Genomic DNA, 19,569 nt, shown 5'->3' with positions numbered 1-19,569 from the left:
GCTGCTGATCTCCCCCCTTGAGGGGGAGATGGCCGGCAGGCCAGAGGGGGGTGCCTCGCGCTGCCCATGACCTCCCGCCCCACCATCGCAACCGAAATCACCAACCTCTTCGCCACCCGCAACACCCATGCGGTGGAAGTGGCCGTGTTGCAGCCGGCCGATCCGTTCCTCGACATGGCCGGCGAGGATCTGCGCCGCCGCATCTTTCTCACCGAAAGCGAGACCGGCAAGACGCTGTGCCTGCGGCCTGAATTCACCATTCCCGTCTGCCTCGACCACATAGCCAGCCAGGCCGGCACGCCGCGCCGCTATTCCTACCTCGGCGAAGTGTTTCGCCAGCGCCGCGAGGGCGGCAATGAGTTTTTCCAGGCCGGCATCGAGGATCTCGGCGACCGCGATACGGCTGAGGCCGACGCCCGTTCGCTGGCCGATGCGCACGCGCTGCTGCAGCTGGTGCTGCCGGGCCAACCCCTGGCGATCATGCTCGGCGACCAGACCATCTTCGAGGCGGTGCTGGCGGCGCTCGGCCTGCCGCGCGGCTGGCGCATGCGGTTGGCGCGCGCCTTCGGCTCCGCGCCGATGCTGCAGGCGGCTCTCGCCGACCTCGCCAACCCGCCGCGCAACGGCCAGCTTGACGGCGATGTCGCGGCCCTTGTGCTCGACGGCGATCTCGAAGCGCTGTCTGCCCACATTGCTGGTGGCATGGAAGAGGCGGGCCTTTTGGCGTCAGGCGGACGCGCGCCCGCCGATATTGCCCGGCGGCTGATCGAGAAGGCCGAACTGCGCAGCGTACGGCTGTCGAACGAAGCCTTCGCGGCACTGAAGGATTTTCTCGCCATCGACGTGCCGCTCGACGGCGCGAGTGCTGCGCTCGAAAGCTTCGCCGCCTCTGCCGGGCTTTCGCTGGGCGCGGCACTCGAAAAATTTGCCGCCCGCGCCAAGGCGATCGAGGCGCACGGCCTGCCGATGCAAACAATCCGCTATGACGCCGCTTTCGGCCGTCCGTTGGATTATTACACCGGCATCGTCTTCGAGATCGCGGCTGAAGGTGGCGAGCGGCCGTTGGCCGGCGGCGGCCGTTACGACCGGCTGCTGACACTGCTTGGCGCGAAAATGCCGATCCCCGGCGTCGGCTTCTCCGTCTGGCTCGACCGCATCGAAGCGCTGCGGGGAGAGCCGCAATGATCACGCTGGCAATCCCGTCGAAAGGCCGGCTCAAGGAGCAGGCGCTGGAGGTGTTGGCCAAGGCCGGCCTTGCCGTCAGCCTGCCCGGCGACGAGCGCCAGTACCGCGCCCGCATCGATGGCGCTGAAGGCATCGAGGTGGCGTTCCTGTCGGCATCGGAAATTGCCGGCGAGATCGGCCAAGGCTCGGTCGATCTAGGCATCACCGGCGAAGATCTGCTGCGCGAAAACCTTGCCGACTGGGAAGCGCGCGCCGAGATCGTCGCTCGCCTCGGTTTCGGCCAGGCCGATGTGGTCGTCGCCGTGCCCGGCATTTGGCTCGACGTCGACACCATGGCCGACCTCGACGATGTCGCCGCCGATTTTCGCCAGCGCCATGGCCGGCGGCTGAGGATCGCCACCAAATACTGGCGGCTGACGCAACAATTCTTCTCGCAAAAGCACGGCATCCAGGTCTACCGCATCGTCGAAAGCCTCGGCGCCACCGAAGGCGCGCCGGCGGCAGGCCTTGCCGACGTCATCGTCGACATCACCACCACCGGCTCGACCTTGCGCGCCAACCATCTCAAGGTGCTGGCGGATGGTGTTGTGCTGAAGTCGCAGGCCTGCCTCGCGGCCTCGAAAAAGGTGCGTGCTGCGCCCGATGAGGCGCTGTTGCGCGATATCGCCGCGAAGATGAGCGCCCTCCCTCCCTCTTGAGGCGAGGGTGGACAGCCGCCGAAGGCGGCTGGACGGGTGGGGTCGCTACGGCAGTGCTCCATCTCTGGTCAAAGCCAGATAGAGGTCGAGGCAGTTGAGGTGACCCCACCCGCCTCGCTTCGCTCGGCACCCTCCCCTCGAGGGGGAGAGGGGTACCATCGACGGGATTTCCACCGCCCCATCAGGCTGATAGGTTCGGCCTATCCCGGGAGGAGACGGCGATGGCGATCAATCTCGACGAACTCAACAACGCCACCAATCTGCGCGAGCGCGGCAGGACGTTCATCGCTCCGCTCGATGGCCGGGCGCATGTTTCGGGCGATCGTTCGGTGCCGCTGCTCAACAAGACAATCCCCGAGCTGTTTTCCGACACGGTCAGCAAATACGCCACGCAGGATGCTGCCGTCTTCGTCGGCCAGGACAAGCGCTTCACCTGGAGCGAACTGTCGGACACCGTCGACACGCTCGCCGCCGGCTTCTTGGCGCTTGGCCTCGAAAAGGGCGACCGCGTCGGCATCTGGTCGCCCAACCGCTGGGAATGGCTGGTGACGCAGTTCGCCACCGCCCGCATCGGCCTGATCCTGGTCAACATCAACCCGGCCTACCGGCTGACCGAGCTCGAATATGCCCTCAACAAGGTCGGCTGCAAGGCGCTGGTGACGGCGGCCAGTTTCAAGACCTCCGACTATCTCGGCATGATTGAGACGCTGGCGCCGGAGCTCGCCAAGGCCACTCCCGGCAAGCTCCAGGCGCAGAAACTGCCGACGCTGAAGATCGTCATCCGCATGGGCGACGACAATTCGCCCGGCATGTTCAATTTCGCCGATGTGTTGTCGATGGCCGGCCGCGACGAGCATGACAGCCTCGACCGCATCTCCGAAGGGCTGAAGCCCGGCGAGGCCATCAACATCCAGTTCACCTCCGGCACGACAGGCGCGCCCAAGGGCGCCACGCTGACCCACACCAACATCGTCAACAACGGCAATTTCGTCACCGCTGCCATCAAGCTCACTGTCGACGACCGGCTCTGCATTCCGGTTCCACTCTACCACTGCTTCGGCATGTCGATGGGCACGATGGGCTGTGTCACCAAAGGCGCGACCATGGTCTTCCCCGGCGAGGGCTTTGACGCCGGCGCAACGCTGAAGGCGGTGGCGCAGGAACGCTGCACCGGCCTCTACGGCGTGCCGACCATGTTCGTCGCCATGCTCGACCACGCCGACTTCGCCAGCTTCGACCTCTCCAGCCTGCGCACCGGCATCATGGCGGGTTCGCCATGCCCGATCGAGGTGATGAAGAAAGTGGTCTCGCTGATGCATATGGAAGAGGTGACCATCGCCTATGGCATGACCGAGACAAGTCCCGTCTCGTTCCAGAGCAGCGTCGACGACCCGCTGGAGAAACGAGTCTCCACCGTCGGCCGCATCCATCCGCATGTCGAGGTCAAGGCCATCGACGCCGAGGGGGCCACCGTCGCCGTCGGCGCGCCGGGCGAGCTCTGCACCCGCGGCTATTCCGTGATGAAGGGGTATTGGGACGACGCGGAAAAGACCGCCGAGGCGATCGACAGCGATGGCTGGATGCACACCGGCGATCTCGCCACCATCGACGCAGAGGGCTATTGCAACATAGTCGGCCGGGTCAAGGACATGGTCATCCGCGGCGGTGAGAACGTCTATCCCAGAGAGGTCGAGGAATTCCTCTACCGCCATCCCAAGGTCAAGGAGGTGCAGGTGTTCGGCATTCCCGACGCCAAATATGGCGAGGAGCTGTGCGCCTGGATCGTGCTGAAACCGGGCCAGATCGCCACCGAGCAGGAGATCAAGAACTTCTGCGCCGGCCAGATCGCCCACTACAAGATCCCCCGCTACATCCGCTTCCGCACCGAATTGCCGATGACGGTGACCGGCAAGCCGCAGAAGTTTCTGATGCGCGAGGCGATGGTGGAGGAGTTGGGGTTGGTGGTGCAGAAGACGGCGTAAAGCGGTTACTTAGCCGCAGCTCGCGCCGGTAGGCATCTTGCCTTACCGTACAGGTTTGGCAGGGTAGTCTCGTATGGACGCGGCCACTAATTTGCGGCAGTGAGTTCGATCTGCTCGACCCCCGCCGCGATGTTGATGCCAGTTTCGTCCTCGACTGCGAGTGGTTGAAGTGCAAAGGCTTTCTCAGTTCCGCCAAGCAAGACATCGGCGCCAACTCCAAGGCCCGCGGCCGCTTCCGCATCGACGCCATCATATTTTCCGGTTAGCAGGCCATTGTCCTTTGCAGCCGAACCGCTCACGACGGCCCATATGAGATGGCCCTCCTTCACGTCGCCAAGTTCAATGCCGAATTCGTTGATGGAGCCGGTGTAATTTTCCTTCGTGCCGTCATTCTTGGTAAATACGCAGGTCATTGTCTGTTTGCGCGTAATGATTTCGCCGATGCCAGTCGAGGTGTCGCATTTCAGGATACCGATCTGGGCGTTCACCGCCCAGGCTGGCGCCGTCGGGACAAGCAGAAATGAAGCGCCCGCAAGAGCGAAGAGGCGGATGAGGGAGTGGAAAAGCATGTCCGATTTTCCTTGGCTAAGTTGCGATGCGTCCGATAGCAGGCAAATCTCCTTGGTAGTCGTTGGACGCGGCTCTCTTGCCGTGCCTTAGCCGGCAAGCGTGGACGTGACCTCCCGCTTCCCTTTGCGCTCGGCGCGCCATTCCTCAAACCGCTGTAAGATCACGAAGAAGGCAGGCACGAAGAGAACAGCAAGGCAGGTGGAGGCGATCATGCCGGAGAAGACCGTGATGCCGATCGATTTGCGCGCACTGGCTCCGGCGCCTGTCGCCAGCACCAGCGGCGCGACGCCGAGGATGAAGGCGAAGGACGTCATCAAGATGGGGCGGAAGCGCGCGCGCGCGGCCTCGATCGCCGCCTCGATGATCGGTCTGCCGGCGGCGCGCAATTCGCGCGCGACCTCGACGATCAGAATGGCGTTCTTGGCCGACAGCGCAATCAGCAGGATCAGGCCGATCTGGACATAGAGGTTGTTATCGATACCGAGCCCGGTGAGGACCAGCACCGGGCCGACCAGCGAAAGCGGCGCGGCGAGCAATATCGAGATCGGCGCCAGCCAGCTCCCATACTGGCCCGCCAGCACCAGATAGACCAACAGCAGTGCCATGCCGAACACCAGGTAGATCTGGCTGCCGACGAGCTTTTCCTGGAAGGAGAGTGCAGTCCAGTCGTAGCCGGTCCCGGGCGGCAGCGTGTCGGCCGCGGCCGCTTCCATCAGCTTGATCGCATCACCTGATGAGAAACCCTGCGCCTGCACGCCAAGGATCGATGCGGAGGGATAGAGGTTATAGAGGCTGATCAGCGAGGGGCCGACGCTTGGCGTGACCGTCAGCACCGTGCCAAGCGGGATCATATCGCCGTTCTGGTTGCGCACCGTCAAGCGGCCGATGTCCTCGGGCGACAGTCGGAACTGAGAATCGCCCTGCACATAGATCTGGAAGACCCGCCCGAACTTGTTGAATTGGCTGACATAGGTGGAGCCTAGATAGCCGGCGAGCGTCTGAAACACCTGGTCGGTGGTCAGCCCGAGCATCTGTACCTTTTCACGGTCGAATTCGACCTGGTATTGCGGGACGTTGGATCGGAACGTTGCCGATACGCGCTGGATGCCGGACTGCGTCGCTGCTGCCCTGGTCAGCGCGCTGGTCGCGCCCTGCAATTTCGCAAGGTCGAAACTGCCGTCACGCAACTCGACCTGCATGGTGAAGCCGGCGGCGTTGCCGATGCCCTGGATCGGCGGCGGTGGCAGCACCAGGACATTGCCGTCCGCCGTGTCTGACAGGTTCTTGTTCAGTGTCGCATAAAGCGAGGCGAGATCCTCACCCTTGCCCCGCACGCTCCAGTCCTTGAGGATGATGTAGGCAACGCCGGCATTTGCTAAAGTCGAGTTGTTGTCGAGGGCCGACAAGCCGGCGATCGTCACCACCTGGTCTACGCCCGGCGTTGCTTTGGCGATCTTCGAAATCTGCTGCAGCGTCTCCTGCGTACGGCCGAGGGACGCGCCGTCAGGCAGTTGCACCGAAGCGAGCAGATAGCCTTGGTCCTCGATCGGAATGAAACCGGTGGCTACGCGCGACATGCCGTAGCCCGCCGCGCCAATGATGAGCAACGCGATTATGCCCATCACCGTGCTGTGGCGCACCATGGATCCGATCAGCCGGGCGTAGCCGTTTTCCGCGCGCTGATAGACGGCATTGAAGCCGCGGAAGAAGGCGTTTCGCTTGTCCAGCGGCACCGGCTGCCTCAGCCAGGTCGCGCACTGCGTGGGCTTCAGCGTTGCCGCGTTGACGGCGCTGATCAAGGCCGTTGCCGCGATCACCAATGCGAATTGCGCATACATCTGCCCTGTCAGGCCGGGAAGGAACGCAGCCGGCAGGAACACCGCCATCAACACAAGCGTGATGCCGATGATCGGCCCGAACAGCGCATTCATGGCCGCGACCGCCGCATCATGGCCGGACATGCCGCGCTCCATGTTGTGCGCGGCCCCCTCGACCACAACGATGGCGTCATCGACGACGATACCGATGGCAAGCACGATGGCGAACAGGGTCGACAGGTTGACGGTAAAGCCAAGCGCGAGCATCGCCGCGAAGGCCCCGATGATGGTCACCGGCACGGTCGTTGCCGGCACCAGCATCGCCCGCCAGTCCTGTAGGAAAAGCAGGATCACGATCAGCACCAGCACCGCGGCTTCAAGCAGCGTCTTGTAGACTTCGTCGATCGCTTGGCTGACGAAGATCGTGGTGTTGAACGGGATCGAGTAAGCAAGGCCTTGCGGGAACTCGCCAGACAGGTCCTTCATCCTGGCCTCGACTTTGCCGGCCACGTTGAGCGCGTTGGCGCCCGGCGACAGGAAGATGGCCAGGCCAGCCGCCTGATGGCCATCGAGATTGAAGAATTGCCCATAGGTCTGGGCGCCGAGCTCGACCCGCCCGACGTCGCGCACGCGGGTCAGGTCGCCGCTGGCGCCGGTCTTAACGATCACCGCGCCGAACTGATCGGGGTCGTCAAGGCGGCTGGACACTTCGATCGTATATTGGAAGGACTGTCCGTCGGGCGCCGGCGGCGCGCCAACCTGGCCCGCGGTGACCTGCTCGCTTTGCTGCTGCAGGGCCTGGACGACGTCCTGGGTGGTAAGGCCGCGCACCTGCATCTTCTGCGGGTCGAGCCAGACGCGCATCGAATATTGCCCGGCGCCGAACACGTTCACGTTGCCGACACCTGGTATCCGGGAGAGCTCGTCCTTCAGCCGGATGGTTGCGTAGTTGGCGAGATAAAGGCTGTCGTATTGTTTGTCCGGCGACGTCAGCGTGACGATCTCGAGAATGGAGGTCGATTTCTTCTGGACGTTGACGCCCTGCAGCTGCACTGCCTGCGGCAGCGATGCGAGCGCAGTGGACACCCGGTTCTGGACACGCACCTGCGCCTGGTCGAGATCCGTGCCGATCTGGAAAGTGACGGTCAGATTGTAGCTGCCATCCGACGCGGAGAAGGACTGCATGTAGAGCATGCCCTCGACGCCGTTGACCTGCTGCTCGATCGGCAGCGCCACCGTGTCGATAACCGAGCGCGCGCTGGCGCCAGGATAGCGGGTGGTCACCGAAACGGTCGGCGGCACCACGTCGGGATATTGCGCCACCGGCAGGCCGAAGAGCGAGACCAGGCCGATGACGACCATGAGGACGGCGATTGCATTGGCCAGGACAGGCCGCTCGATGAAGAATTTGGAGATCATTGGGCAGCGCCGTCGGCCGCAGCCGCTTCCAGCGTTTTCACCTGCGGCTCGATCTTCTGGCCGGGCACGGCCGTCAGCAAGCCGGAGACTAGGACGCGGTCTTCCGCGGTGATCCCCTTGCTGATCACGCGTAAGGCACCGACAAGTTGGCCGATCTCGACCGGACGCTCCTCGACGACGTCGTCCTTTCCTGCAACGAGCAGGTAGCGACCCCTCTGGTCGCTTCCGATCGCTCGGTCGGGAACCAACAGCATGTCTGGTTCCTCTCCCAGCGGCACGCGCACGCGCACGAAGTAACCCGGAAGCAATGCCCGATCGTCGTTGGGCAGCACGGCGCGCACCGCGAGTGTGCCGGTGGTGGCCGTAACCTCAGGGGAGGCGTAGTCCAGCATTCCCTTGTGCGGATAGCCTGTCTCGTTCTGCAGGCCGACTTCGGCCGGTATCTTCTTGAGGTCCTGGCCGGTCAGGCCCCGTTTGGCCATGGCGGCGCGAATGCGCAGCACGTCCTGCTCCGAGATGTTGAAGTTGACATAGATGGGTGCGAGCTGAACGATGGTCGCCAGCGTCGTCGCGCTGCCGGCGCCAACCAGTTGCCCGATTGACACCTGGCGGGCGCCGACGATGCCGGCAAACGGCGCCTTGACCTCGGTGTAGCTCAAATTGAGCTGGGCTTGCTCGACGTCGACGGCGCTCTGCTTCTGCTTGGCGGCGTCGACATCCGCCGCGGCGGCGGACTGATCGAGGGTCGATTGCGAGATGATCTTCTGTGATAGCAGCTCCTGCTGCCGCTTGAGGTCGGCTCCGGACTGCTTGGCGGAGGCGTCGGCCGAACCTTGCCCGGCCTGGGCCTGTTCGAGTGCCAATTTATAGGCATCCTGTTCGATCAGGAACAGCCGGGTACCAGCCTTGACCTCATCTCCGTCCTTATAGTCGATTTCCTGGATGAAGCCGGAGACGCGCGCAACCAGCGGCGTCGTATTCACCGCCGCGGCGCTGCCTGTGGCCTCGAGATAGGGGGTTACTGTCTGCTTGACCGGAAGCGCTACATCTATCTTGGGTGGCGGGGGCGGCGCGTAACTGTTTTCATTGCTGCAGGCGCACAATAAAATTGCTGCAAATGCGAATGAACCAGCCGTCGGCGCCGCTCTCCTCCATGAGAAAACCATTTTGCCCCTCTGAATACTTCAGTATATATATCATATTGCTGTGAAATTGCGTGAACCTAGCTTTTTTTGGGGAGTTTGTCATGCGGATTGCGTTAAGCGTGCTTTTTCTGGCAACTCAGGTGACGGCCAATGCCGCATTTGCACAGACTGCGGCCGAGCGCGAAGCCTGCCAGTCTGACTACGAGAAATTCTGCAAGGGGGTGGAGCAGGGCGGAGGCCGCATCATCAAGTGCCTGAACGATCATCTGAGTGACCTGACGCCGCAATGCCAGAAGGTCGTCAAGGAGAACACGCCCCAATAGGGCACCAAGGCAATTCCAGCAAAAGTGCGCGGTGATTTTGCCTCCGGAATTGGGATAGAGTGCTCTAGGGCTCGGCCTATCCGACGACTGAGCGGGATCAGCGAACGCTGGCCGGCAAGGCCCGCTGGTCTCGTGGAATGTTGGCTGGATGCTTGAAGACAGGCCTACGCAAACGCCCAAGGTTGCAACATCCAAGGCCCCATCGGGCGGTTTCGGGCGATCGGTGGTGTCTTGGGTGATGCCTTTGGGTGCCTTGGCAATGGCTCTCGCGGTGAGGGCCAGCGGCCTTTCGGTCGACCAAGGATCGCTGAACCTCAGAATCCTCGTTGGCGCGCTGTCGAGCGCGATCATGTTCACCACCATTTTCGTGGTGCTCGACCATGCCGAGGCAGTCGCCCGGCGCGTGGGGGAGCCCTATGGAACCTTGGTGCTGACTTTTGCGGTGACGGCGATCGAAGTGTCGATCATCGTTTCTATGATGTTGCACGGAGAAAACAATCCGACGCTGGCGCGCGAGTCCGTTTTCTCGACGGTGATGATCACTTCAACCGGCGTCGTCGGCATATGCCTCACGCTTGGCGGCTGGCTTCATCGCAAGCAGGCAATCGTCCGGCAAGGGACCAGTGCCTATCTGGCGGTGCTGACCGCGCTGACCGTGATGACGCTTATTCTGCCGACCTACACCCAGACCACGGGTCCCGGCACGTTCTCGGCAGCTCAACTTGGTTTCGTCAGTTCCCTTTCAGTACTGCTCTATGCAAGCTTCGTGTTCGCGCAGACTGTCCGGCACCGGGAAGACTTTGTCGAGGGACAAGAGCACCACGTTTCGGTGCGAATGGCATCTGACGAGAACATCTTTGTCAGCGCTGTGCTGCTGGTGGCCGGGCTGATCGGAATTGTTATGCTTGCCGAGCAGGTCGCCGCAAGCGTTGAAGATACGCTCGTTGCCTACCAGGTGACCCAGGCCGACAGCATTGTCGGAGCAATGATCGCAGGGCTGGTGTTGATGCCGGAGGCCATTTCGGCAATTCGCGCTTCGCTCAACAATGAGTTGCAGCGCGGCTTGAATGTCGCGATGGGTTCAGCCTGCGCCACGATCGGCCTGACGATACCGGGAGTAGCAGCCGCCAGCCTGCTAACGGGGAGGGGTTTGACCCTGGGGCTGCCGGCGGCTGACGCGGTCCTCTTGGTCCTGGCGCTTTTCACATGCGCCGTAAGCTTCAGTACCGAAAGAACCACGTTCCTGACCGGCATGGTCCATATCGTGGTGTTTTTTACGTATGTGTTTCTGATCTTTGTGCCATGAAATTGTTGCCGGCCACTGATGCAGGGTCGGGCTATGCCGGGGCTGCATCGATGATCTGGCCGCGCCTCAATGGAACGGAATCAATCGATCTGTTGAGGCTTTCGCTCGCTGATGCTATATTAGAGAGGCTGCAGGTTAAGGAGAGGGGAAACCTATGGTCAGACGCGGTTTGTTTGCGCGCATATTTGCCATTGGAGCTTTGCTCACGATTTCGTCGATGGCAGGCGCCTCTGGATTCGGTTTAATCGCATCAGCGGAAGCAAAGACGGTCTTCATCCAGAAGACCACCATCTACATTACGACACTTCCAACGGGCTGCGTGAAGACCACTTATAGCGGTGGGATCGTGGTCTGGAAGTGCGGCACGAAATACTACCAGCCCTACAAAAACAGGTACGTGCTCGTCTACATCAAATAGTCGGGACAGTATGGTGTGAGGCATAAAGCCTGTTACGGCCCTACGAGGCCTGCCAGGCTGACTACGAGAATTCTGCAAAGCCATGGAACAAGGCGGCGGGCGTATGATCAAGCGCCTGAACGATCATCTGAACGACCAGACGCCGCAATGTCAGAAGGTCGTCAAGGACAACATGTGACCGGCCTATCAGTGAAGAATAGAGTCGCCTCCAACGCGCATCAAACCCCCAGCACCGCCGCATCCAGCCCGCGAATGATCTTCGCCAGTTCCACGCACTCGTCATGCCGCACCTTGCTGCGGCGCCACGCCAGGCAGATCGTGCGTTGCGGCATCGGTTCCTGGAACGGGACGATCTTCAAATCCTGGATGGCGCCGGCTGGACCTGCCGCCATTTCCGGGATCAGCGTGACGCCGAGCCCATGCGCCACCATCTGCAGCAGCGTCGTCAGGCTGGTCGCGCCGTAGCTTGCCATCGCCACCGGCCGCACGCTGCCGCACAGGGCGAGGGCCTGTTCGCGCAGGCAGTGGCCTTCCTCCAAAAGCATCAGCCGCTCCAGCGCCGGGCTTTCCGGCGGCACCGGCGGCGAGGCGAAGGCGGGGTCGCCGGCCGGCACGGCGAGGAAGAAGCGATCGGCGAACAGTTCTTCGGTGACCAGGCCCGGCTGGTCGAGCGGCAGGGCGGCGATGAAGGCGTCGAGCCGTCCCGTTGCCGTGTCCTCGACCAGCGATGCGGTGACTGCTTCGCGCAGTTCGAGCTGCAGGGACGGAAAGTGCCGCTTCAACTCCGGCAGCACATGCGGCAGCAGATAGGGCGCCACCGTCGGGATGATGCCGAGCCGGAAGCGCCCTTCCATCGCCGGGCGGCCGCGCCGCGCCGTCGTCTCGACCTCGCTGATATCGCGAAGGATGCGCTCGATGCGTGGCAGCAGCGCTTGCGCCTCTTCCGTCATCCGCACCGTCTTGCCGCCGCGCTCGAACAGCCGGCAGTTCAGCCTTTGCTCCATCTCGGCGATCTGCGCGGACAGCGCCGGCTGGCTGACGCCAGCCAGTTTTGCGGCGCGGCCGAAATGCAGCGTTTGCGCCAAAGCCTCGAAATATTGCATCTGCCGGACGGTGAGACCAATCATAAGAAAAACCTATCGCAACAAACAGGAAAGGCAATTTGTTTTTATCGAGGAGACGGCCTAGTCTGGAACCATTCCAGAGTGGCGCGGCTCCCGGCCGGCCCGGAAAACCAACACAGAAAATCAGCAATTCGGAGGCTAAGATGGACGCGAACACCGACGACAACAGCGCCGGCAAATGCCCGGTCGCGCATGGAACGTCCGGCAGGACCAATCGTGACTGGTGGCCGAACCAGCTCGACATCAGCGTTCTCCACCAGCAGTCGAACCTTTCGGACCCGATGGGCGAGGCGTTCGACTATGCCGAGGAGTTCAAGAGCCTCGACCTCGATGCGGTGATCAAGGACCTGCACAAGGTGATGACGGATTCGCAGGATTGGTGGCCGGCCGACTTCGGCCATTACGGGCCGCTGTTCATTCGCATGGCCTGGCACAGCGCCGGCACCTATCGCATCGGCGACGGCCGCGGTGGCGCCGGCGCCGGCCAGCAGCGTTTCGCGCCGCTGAACAGCTGGCCGGACAACGCCAATCTCGACAAGGCGCGCCGGCTTCTGTGGCCGATCAAGCAGAAATACGGCCGCAAGATTTCCTGGGCCGACCTGTTGATCCTCACCGGCAACGTCGCGCTGGAATCGATGGGCTTCAGGACTTTTGGTTTTGCCGGCGGCCGTGCCGATGTCTGGGAGCCCGAGCAGGACGTCAACTGGGGTTCGGAAACCAAGTGGCTCGACGACAAGCGCTATTCCGGCGACCGTGAGCTGCACGGCCATCTCGGCGCCGTGCAGATGGGCCTGATCTACGTCAATCCGGAAGGCCCGAACGGCAAGCCCGATCCGCTGGCCTCGGCGCGCGACATCCGTGAGACCTTCGGGCGCATGGCGATGAACGACGAAGAGACCGTGGCACTGATCGCCGGCGGCCACACCTTCGGCAAGACCCACGGCGCCGGTGATGCAGCCCTTGTTGGCGCCGAACCGGAAGGCGCCGGCATCGAGGCGCAGGGCCTCGGCTGGTCGAGCAAGCATGCCACCGGCATTGCCGGCGATGCGATCACGTCAGGCCTCGAAGTCACCTGGACGACGACGCCGACCAAGTGGAGCAACAACTTCTTCGACAATCTGTTCAACTTCGAATGGGAACTGACCAAGAGCCCCGCCGGCGCCCATCAGTGGACGCCGAAAGGCGGCTCCGGCGCGGTTACGGTGCCGGACGCGCACAATCCGGGAAAGCGCCATGCACCGGCGATGCTCACCACCGACCTCGCACTGCGTGTCGACCCGGCCTATGAGAAGATCTCGCGGCGTTTCCATGAGCATCCCGAGCAGTTCGCCGACGCCTTCGCCCGCGCCTGGTTCAAGCTCACCCATCGCGACATGGGTCCGATCGTGCGCTATCTCGGCCCGTTGGTGCCGAAGGAAGAGCTGATGTGGCAGGATCCGGTGCCGGCAGTCGACCATGAACTGGTCAGCGACCAGGATATTGCTTCCCTGAAGGCCAAGATCCTGGCTTCGGGCCTCACCGTTTCGCAACTGGTTTCGACCGCCTGGGCCTCGGCCTCGACCTTCCGCAACTCCGACAAACGCGGCGGCGCCAATGGCGCGCGCATTCGTTTAGCACCGCAGAAGGACTGGGAGGTCAACCAGCCGGCCGAACTGGCCAAGGTGCTGGCGAAGCTCGAGGCCATCCAGAAGGAGTTCAACGTTGGCGGCAAGAAGGTGTCGCTGGCCGACCTCATTGTGCTCGGTGGTGTCGCCGCGGTCGAGAAGGCCGCGACGGATGGCGGCAACGCGGTGAAGGTGCCGTTCACGCCGGGCCGCACCGACGCCTCGCAGGCGCAGACCGACATTCATTCCTTCGCCGCGCTTGAGCCGAAAGTCGATGGCTTCCGCAATTATGTCAGTGGTAAGTTGCTGATGTCGGTCGAAGCGTTGCTGGTCGACCGGGCGCAACTGCTCAATCTGACGGCGCCGGAGATGACGGTGCTGGTCGCCGGCCTGCGTGTGCTTGGCGCCAATGCCGGTGGCTCAAAGCATGGCGTGCTCACCGACAGGCCGGGCACGCTGACGAACGACTTCTTCGTCAACCTGCTGTCGATGAGCACCGTTTGGGATCCAGCCTCCGAACCGGGCTCGCATGAGGTCTACAAAGCGCGCGATCGCAAGACCAAGGCAGTCAAATGGACGGCTACCCGCGCCGACCTGATCTTCGGCTCGCATGCGCAGTTGCGCGCGCTGGCCGAGGTCTACGGGTCGGCTGATGCCGGGCCGAAATTCGTCGGCGATTTCGTCAAGGCTTGGACCAAGGTGATGAACGCCGACCGCTTCGACATCGTCGGCTGATCGCAGCCCTCCCAACAAAAAGGCGCGGGCCGAGGCCCGCGCCTTTTTGTTTCTGCTTTCGAAAATCAGTCCTTTTCGAAGATGCGCGCCTTGGCGACGACACCGGCAATGGCGCCGCCGATCAGCGGCGCGACGATGAACAGCCAGAGCTGGCTGAGTGCGGCGCCGCCGGTAAACAGCGCCGGGCCGATCGAACGTGCCGGATTGACCGAGGTGCCGGTCACCGGGATCATGGCGAAGTGCAGCCCTGCCAGGGTCAGGCCAATGACCAGCCCGGCGAACGCCGTCGAGTGCTTTTCCGCGGTGACGCCGAGGATGACGGTGACAAAGGTGAAGGTGCCGATCAGCTCCCACAGGAAGGCCGAGCTCATCCCCCATTTCGCCACGTCCCAGCCATTGGCGCCGAAGCCGGTGGTGTGTCCGCCGGTCTGGCCGGAAACGATGATCCACAGCGCCAGCGAGGCCAGGATGGCGCCGATGACCTGCGCGATCCAATAGGGGATCACATCCTTGGCCGACAGCCGGCCGGCAAGGAAGACACCGAGTGTGACGGCTGGATTGAGATGCGCGCCGGAAATCGGGCCGACCGCATAGGCAGCCGCAATCAGGCCGATGCCGAACGCCAGGCCGATGGCTTCCTGGCCGAGCGGCAGGTCGGCCAGAAAGCCGCCCGTCGCCACCGACGCCGTGCCGATGAACACCAACAAAAATGTCCCTAGAACTTCCGCAAGATACGTTTTCATTGCCCTCTCCTCGTATCGATCCGCGGGTTCGCGTTTTCTGCGCCGCGAATCATGGTGCAGAGAGTATTCCCAACGTAAAAGCTTGGAAAGCAGAGCAGTTGCGCCACAGGTTATGCTTGCGGCGGCTAGTTTCCAACATTAGAGACCCTGCATCTATTTGGGATTTGTTGTCGCCGGCGGGCGCACATTTGCCGGCCGGGAAATTCGCCGACCGCGATCGGGGTAGTCTCGTTGCCGCGAATGCGAGCGGGGTTCAATCTCGACGTGAAAGGCTCTAAGAGCAAGCCGGGAAGCTTGATTGAATGGAATGATGGATGCGACTGGGTGGACGGCTGGCGGCAGCCATTGAAGTGCTGGAAGACATTGGCCGGCGCCACCGGCCGGTGGCCGATGCGCTGAAGGATTGGGGTCTGTCGCATCGCTTTGCCGGCGGCGGCGACCGCGCGGCGATCGGCAACATTGTCTACGATGCGCTGCGCCATAAGCGCTCTGCCGGCTGGCTGCTCGGTGAAGAAACACCGCGCGCCATCGGCTTCGGCGCGCTGCTGATCGAATGGAGCCAGACGGCGCAAACGCTCAACGATGCGCTCGACGGCGACAAGTTCGCGCCGCCGCTGCTCAGTGCCGCCGAGTTGCAGGCGCTGGCCGAACGCCGGCCTGAAGACGCGCCGGAGGCGGTGCGGGCAGACGTGCCCGACTGGTGCGCGCCGCTGTTCGAGCGAGCCTTTGGCGCAGGCTGGGTCGAGGAGGGCGCAGCTCTGGCCACTCGCCCGCCGCTCGATATAAGGGTAAACACGCTGCAATCCGACCGTGCCAAAGTGTTGGCAGAACTCGCCGACACCGGCGCCAAACCGGCCGCTATCGCGCTGCAAGGCATCCGCATTCCGCCCATCGACGGCGATGGCCGGCATCCCAATGTGCAGGCTGAGCCCGCCTTCCAGAAAGGCTGGTTCGAGGTCCAGGACGAGGGTTCGCAGATCGTTGCGGCGCTGGCCGGGGCGCAAGCCGGCATGCAGGTGCTCGACTTCTGCGCCGGCGCCGGCGGCAAGACGCTGGCCCTGTCGGCGGCGATGGCCAACAAAGGCCAGGTTTTCGCCCACGACACCGAAAAGGCGCGGCTGGCGCCGATCTTCGACCGCATCCGCCGTTCGGAAAACCGCAACGTGCAGGTGGTCACCAAGCCGGCAGAACTTAGCCCCCTCACGGGCCATATGGACATCGTGCTCGTCGATGCGCCCTGCACCGGCAGCGGTACCTGGCGGCGCCGTCCCGATGCCAAATGGCGGCTGACACAGAGACAGCTCGATGCCCGCAAGAACGAACAGTCGGCGATCCTCGATGCCGCTAAAACCTATGTCAAAACTGGTGGCCTCTTGGTCTACATCACCTGTTCGGTGTTCGACGACGAGAATGGCGAGCAGATCGCCGCCTTCCGCGAGCGGCACAAGGGCTTTGCCCCGGTAGATCATCGCGCGCTCTGGGACATCAGCTTCCCCGGCCATGCGGCGGCCGCGCGGATCGGCAAGACAAGCGACATCTCCCTGTCGCCGGCGCTGAGCGGCACTGACGGGTTCTATTTCTGCGCGCTGCGCCGGGCGGCCTGAGCCTTGCCGCAAATCGGCAGTCTTCAGCCGGCTCTCGTCCCCTTGATGGCAGGCGGCGCTTTGCTGCAGTGCAGCAAAAGCATTTGCGCGGCGTTCAAGCCTCTGCAATAAGCTTTTGCAGATCAATCAGGGCGACAGCCATGGCAGCAAAGATCGTACCGGCTCCCGACTATGAGGATCGCGTCAGGGCGTCCTTCGCGCGCCAGCAGGCGATGGCGACGATCGGCGCCGAGCTGACGCTGGTGACGCCAGGCATCATCGAGATCGAGATGCCCTATTCGGCGGCACTCACCCAGCAGCATGGTTTCCTGCACGCCGGCGTGATTTCGACGGCGTTGGACTCGGCCTGTGGCTATGCCGCGTTTTCGCTGATGCCGGAAAATTCCGGTGTGCTGACCATCGAGTTCAAGGTCAATCTTTTGGCGCCGGGCAGGGGCGAGCGTTTCCTGTTCCGCGGCTCGGTGACCAAACCCGGCCGCACCATCATCGTCGCCGACGGCCAGGCCTACGCCTTCGCCGTCGACGGCGAGGCCAAGCTGATCGCCACCATGACCGGGACGATGATGACGGTGGTCGGGCGTGATGGGATTGCAGGCTGATGGCCAAGATTACGCGCATTGGCGGCAAAAATGTCCTCTTCGTCATGGCCGCGCAGGCCGAGTACGGTCCGCATCTGCAGAAACTGTTCACGCCGCTGATGACGGGCGTCGGCCCGGTCGAGGCAGGCGTGCGCCTCGGCGCCGAACTGTCCTGGCTGAAATCCGAGAAGACGCTGCCCGATCTCGTCGTTTCGCTCGGCTCCGCCGGCAGCCGCACGCTGGAGCAGACGGAGATTTACCAGGCCGTCTCGGTCAGCTATCGCGACATCGACGCCTCGCCATTAGGGTTCGAGAAGGGCGCAACGCCGTTTCTCGACCTGCCGATGACCGTGCCGCTGCCGTTTCGGATTCCCGACATCAAGGAGGCCAGCCTGTCGACCGGCGGCGCCATCATCACCGGCGGCGCTTATGACGCAATCGCCGCCGATATGGTCGACATGGAGACCTTCGCTTGCCTGCGCGCCTGCCAGCTGTTCGATATCCCGCTGATCGGCCTGCGCGGCATTTCCGACGGCGCGGCTGATCTCAGGCATGTCGGTGGCTGGACTGAATATCTGCATGTCATCGACGAGAAGCTGGCGGATGCTGTCATGCGCCTCGAACAGGCCATCGGGTCCGGCCTGCTGCGCAAGGAACAGCCTGGGGACGAGCCGTCGCCGCTCTGAAAGTCGGGTTACACAACCCATTGCGCCGACTCGTTTCTTTCTCTAAAGGCTCGCCATGACGACAGCCAATCATCCCGATACAGTCCTGATTGTCGATTTCGGCAGCCAGTTTACGCAGCTCATCGCCCGCCGCATCCGCGAGGCCGGCGTGTTTTCCGAGATCGTGCCGTTCCAATCGGCCGAAGCTGCCTTCAAGCGCATAAATCCCAAAGCCGTGATCCTGTCTGGCGGTCCCGCCTCGACATCGGACATAGGCAGCCCGCGCGCGCCGCAGATCGTCTTCGATGCCGGCGTTCCGGTGCTCGGCATCTGTTACGGCCAGATGGCGCTCTGCGTGCAGATGGGCGGCGTTGCCGAAAGCTCAAACCATCGCGAATTCGGCCGCGCCTTCGTCGAGATCGAAAAGGATAGCCCGCTGTTCGAAGGCCTGTGGGCGCCCGGCCAGCGCCACCAGGTGTGGATGAGCCATGGCGACCGCGTCATCTCGCTGCCGAAGGGGTTCGAAGTCTTCGGCAAGTCGGAAGGCTCGCCCTTCGCCATCTTCGGCAATGTCGCGCGCAAGATGTACGGCATCATGTTCCACCCCGAAGTGGTGCATACGCCAGATGGCGCCAGGCTGCTCAGGAACTTCGTCCACAACATTGCCGGCATCGAAGGCGACTGGACGATGCGCGCCTATCGCGAGCATGCCGTCGAGACCATCCGCAAGCAGGTCGGCAAGGGCAAGGTCATCTGCGCGCTGTCGGGCGGTGTGGATTCTTCCGTCGCCGCGCTGTTGATCCATGAGGCGGTCGGCGACCAGCTCACCTGCATCCTCGTCGACCATGGCCTGATGCGCAAGGATGAGGCCGCGGGCGTGGTGGCGATGTTCCGCCAGCACTACAATTTGCCGCTGATCCTGGTCGACGCTTCGGAGAAATTCATCTCGGCGCTGGAAGGCGAGTCCGACCCCGAGAAGAAGCGCAAGACCATCGGCCGGCTCTTCATCGAAGTGTTCGAGGAAGAGGCCAAGAAACTCGGCGGCGCCGATTTCCTGGCGCAAGGCACACTCTATCCCGACGTCATCGAAAGCGTCTCCTTCACCGGCGGCCCGTCGGTGACCATCAAGTCGCACCACAATGTCGGCGGCCTGCCCGCGCGTATGAACATGCAGCTGGTCGAGCCGCTGCGCGAACTGTTCAAGGATGAGGTGAGGGCGCTGGGCAAGGAGCTCGGCCTGCCCGAAAGCTTTATCGGCCGCCATCCGTTCCCGGGTCCCGGCCTCGCCATCCGCTGCCCAGGCGGCATCACCCGCGAAAAGCTCGAAATCCTGCGCGAGGCCGACGCCATCTATCTCGACGAGATCCGCAAAGCCGGCCTCTACGACGCCATCTGGCAGGCTTTCGCCGTGCTTTTGCCGGTGCAGACCGTCGGCGTGATGGGCGACGGCCGCACCTACGAATTCGTCTGCGCGCTGCGCGCCGTCACCTCGGTCGACGGCATGACCGCCGACTTCTACCACTACGACATGGCTTTCCTCGGCGCCGCCGCCACCCGCATCATCAACGAGGTCAAGGGCATCAACCGTGTTGTTTACGACGTGACCTCGAAACCGCCAGGGACGATCGAGTGGGAATGATTCAGGCCCACTCA

At 63.1% G+C, this 19,569-nt stretch carries 16 protein-coding genes; 11 read left to right on the top strand and 5 right to left on the bottom strand.

Annotated features, from left to right (window positions below; all coding sequences use genetic code 11):
- Positions 1-66: 66 nt before the first annotated feature.
- From AC1D1L_RS00170 to AC1D1L_RS00160, 3 genes are all read left to right on the top strand, one after another.
- Positions 67-1,185 carry an ATP phosphoribosyltransferase regulatory subunit gene (locus tag AC1D1L_RS00170; RefSeq protein WP_477337842.1) on the top strand — a complete coding sequence of 373 codons (1,119 nt, stop codon included), beginning with the start codon at positions 67-69 and terminating at the stop codon, positions 1,183-1,185.
- A complete protein-coding gene (gene hisG, locus AC1D1L_RS00165; RefSeq protein WP_477337840.1) occupies positions 1,182-1,883 on the top strand; it encodes an ATP phosphoribosyltransferase in 702 nt (233 codons plus the stop codon). The genes AC1D1L_RS00170 and hisG overlap by 4 nt, the downstream gene beginning before the upstream one ends.
- Before the next feature lie 221 nt (positions 1,884-2,104).
- Positions 2,105-3,865, top strand: a complete 1,761-nt coding sequence (locus AC1D1L_RS00160) for an AMP-binding protein (RefSeq protein WP_477337838.1) — start codon at positions 2,105-2,107, stop codon at positions 3,863-3,865.
- Positions 3,866-3,951: 86 nt separating this feature from the next.
- Here the strand turns inward: AC1D1L_RS00160 and AC1D1L_RS00155 are convergent, their stop codons facing one another.
- The 3 genes from AC1D1L_RS00155 to AC1D1L_RS00145 form a co-directional block, all read right to left on the bottom strand.
- Positions 3,952-4,353, bottom strand: coding sequence for a DUF992 domain-containing protein (locus AC1D1L_RS00155; protein ID WP_477337836.1), 402 nt, complete (start codon positions 4,351-4,353; stop codon positions 3,952-3,954).
- 168 nt (positions 4,354-4,521) lie between these two features.
- A complete protein-coding gene (locus AC1D1L_RS00150) occupies positions 4,522-7,671 on the bottom strand; it encodes an efflux RND transporter permease subunit (RefSeq protein ID WP_477337834.1) in 3,150 nt (1,049 codons plus the stop codon).
- On the bottom strand, positions 7,668-8,837 hold the full coding sequence (locus tag AC1D1L_RS00145) for an efflux RND transporter periplasmic adaptor subunit (protein WP_477337832.1): 1,170 nt from the start codon (positions 8,835-8,837) through the stop codon (positions 7,668-7,670). Before AC1D1L_RS00145 ends, AC1D1L_RS00150 begins: the two co-directional genes overlap by 4 nt.
- Positions 8,838-8,917: 80 nt before the next feature.
- On the opposite strand from AC1D1L_RS00145, the gene AC1D1L_RS00140 reads away from it, so the two are divergent.
- The 3 genes from AC1D1L_RS00140 (at position 8,918) to AC1D1L_RS00130 (ending at position 10,863) form a co-directional block, all read left to right on the top strand.
- Entirely contained in the window at positions 8,918-9,139 is a 222-nt protein-coding gene (locus AC1D1L_RS00140) for a cysteine rich repeat-containing protein (RefSeq protein WP_142870218.1), read from the top strand.
- Positions 9,140-9,287: 148 nt separating this feature from the next.
- The gene (locus AC1D1L_RS00135; protein WP_477337830.1) at positions 9,288-10,445 is read left to right on the top strand and encodes a calcium:cation antiporter; all 1,158 of its coding nucleotides are present in this window, start codon (positions 9,288-9,290) and stop codon (positions 10,443-10,445) included.
- A gap of 154 nt (positions 10,446-10,599) precedes the next feature.
- Entirely contained in the window at positions 10,600-10,863 is a 264-nt protein-coding gene (locus tag AC1D1L_RS00130; RefSeq protein WP_477337828.1) for a hypothetical protein, read from the top strand.
- A 218-nt stretch (positions 10,864-11,081) separates the two neighbouring features.
- Here AC1D1L_RS00130 and AC1D1L_RS00125 read toward each other — a convergent pair whose 3' ends face one another.
- The gene (locus tag AC1D1L_RS00125) at positions 11,082-11,990 is read right to left on the bottom strand and encodes a hydrogen peroxide-inducible genes activator (RefSeq protein ID WP_477337826.1); all 909 of its coding nucleotides are present in this window, start codon (positions 11,988-11,990) and stop codon (positions 11,082-11,084) included.
- A 140-nt stretch (positions 11,991-12,130) separates the two neighbouring features.
- Between AC1D1L_RS00125 and katG the strand changes: the two genes are divergently transcribed.
- Positions 12,131-14,326, top strand: coding sequence for a catalase/peroxidase HPI (gene katG, locus AC1D1L_RS00120; RefSeq protein WP_477337824.1), 2,196 nt, complete (start codon positions 12,131-12,133; stop codon positions 14,324-14,326).
- Positions 14,327-14,391: 65 nt separating this feature from the next.
- Here the strand turns inward: katG and AC1D1L_RS00115 are convergent, their stop codons facing one another.
- A complete protein-coding gene (locus AC1D1L_RS00115; protein ID WP_477337822.1) occupies positions 14,392-15,069 on the bottom strand; it encodes an MIP family channel protein in 678 nt (225 codons plus the stop codon).
- 314 nt (positions 15,070-15,383) lie between these two features.
- On the opposite strand from AC1D1L_RS00115, the gene AC1D1L_RS00110 reads away from it, so the two are divergent.
- The 4 genes from AC1D1L_RS00110 to guaA all read left to right on the top strand — a co-directional run bounded on the left by AC1D1L_RS00110 (position 15,384) and on the right by guaA (position 19,555).
- Positions 15,384-16,673, top strand: a complete 1,290-nt coding sequence (locus tag AC1D1L_RS00110; protein WP_477337820.1) for an RsmB/NOP family class I SAM-dependent RNA methyltransferase — start codon at positions 15,384-15,386, stop codon at positions 16,671-16,673.
- A gap of 140 nt (positions 16,674-16,813) precedes the next feature.
- Entirely contained in the window at positions 16,814-17,272 is a 459-nt protein-coding gene (locus tag AC1D1L_RS00105) for a PaaI family thioesterase (RefSeq protein ID WP_013893903.1), read from the top strand.
- Positions 17,272-17,937 (top strand): 5'-methylthioadenosine/S-adenosylhomocysteine nucleosidase, encoded by a 666-nt coding sequence (locus AC1D1L_RS00100; RefSeq protein ID WP_477337817.1) that lies wholly within the window; start codon positions 17,272-17,274, stop codon positions 17,935-17,937. Before AC1D1L_RS00105 ends, AC1D1L_RS00100 begins: the two co-directional genes overlap by 1 nt.
- Before the next feature lie 55 nt (positions 17,938-17,992).
- The gene (guaA, locus tag AC1D1L_RS00095; protein WP_192250469.1) at positions 17,993-19,555 is read left to right on the top strand and encodes a glutamine-hydrolyzing GMP synthase; all 1,563 of its coding nucleotides are present in this window, start codon (positions 17,993-17,995) and stop codon (positions 19,553-19,555) included.
- The last annotated feature ends 14 nt before the right edge of the window (positions 19,556-19,569 follow it).

It is taken from the genome of Mesorhizobium sp. P2_D6 (genome assembly GCF_056404315.1).
The sequence above is the reverse complement of the archived record's forward strand: the minus strand, read 5'-3'. Positions and strand labels throughout refer to the sequence as shown.

Coding starts and splice junctions, on each gene's coding strand:
- AC1D1L_RS00170 (WP_477337842.1), top strand. CDS start 67: ATGACCTCCCGCCCCACCATCGCAACCGAAATCACCAACCTCTTCGCC.
- hisG (WP_477337840.1), top strand. CDS start 1,182: ATGATCACGCTGGCAATCCCGTCGAAAGGCCGGCTCAAGGAGCAGGCG.
- AC1D1L_RS00160 (WP_477337838.1), top strand. CDS start 2,105: ATGGCGATCAATCTCGACGAACTCAACAACGCCACCAATCTGCGCGAG.
- AC1D1L_RS00150 (WP_477337834.1), bottom strand. CDS start 7,671: ATGATCTCCAAATTCTTCATCGAGCGGCCTGTCCTGGCCAATGCAATC.
- AC1D1L_RS00145 (WP_477337832.1), bottom strand. CDS start 8,837: ATGGTTTTCTCATGGAGGAGAGCGGCGCCGACGGCTGGTTCATTCGCA.
- AC1D1L_RS00140 (WP_142870218.1), top strand. CDS start 8,918: ATGCGGATTGCGTTAAGCGTGCTTTTTCTGGCAACTCAGGTGACGGCC.
- AC1D1L_RS00135 (WP_477337830.1), top strand. CDS start 9,288: ATGCTTGAAGACAGGCCTACGCAAACGCCCAAGGTTGCAACATCCAAG.
- AC1D1L_RS00130 (WP_477337828.1), top strand. CDS start 10,600: ATGGTCAGACGCGGTTTGTTTGCGCGCATATTTGCCATTGGAGCTTTG.
- AC1D1L_RS00125 (WP_477337826.1), bottom strand. CDS start 11,990: ATGATTGGTCTCACCGTCCGGCAGATGCAATATTTCGAGGCTTTGGCG.
- katG (WP_477337824.1), top strand. CDS start 12,131: ATGGACGCGAACACCGACGACAACAGCGCCGGCAAATGCCCGGTCGCG.
- AC1D1L_RS00115 (WP_477337822.1), bottom strand. CDS start 15,069: ATGAAAACGTATCTTGCGGAAGTTCTAGGGACATTTTTGTTGGTGTTC.
- AC1D1L_RS00110 (WP_477337820.1), top strand. CDS start 15,384: ATGCGACTGGGTGGACGGCTGGCGGCAGCCATTGAAGTGCTGGAAGAC.
- AC1D1L_RS00105 (WP_013893903.1), top strand. CDS start 16,814: ATGGCAGCAAAGATCGTACCGGCTCCCGACTATGAGGATCGCGTCAGG.
- AC1D1L_RS00100 (WP_477337817.1), top strand. CDS start 17,272: ATGGCCAAGATTACGCGCATTGGCGGCAAAAATGTCCTCTTCGTCATG.
- guaA (WP_192250469.1), top strand. CDS start 17,993: ATGACGACAGCCAATCATCCCGATACAGTCCTGATTGTCGATTTCGGC.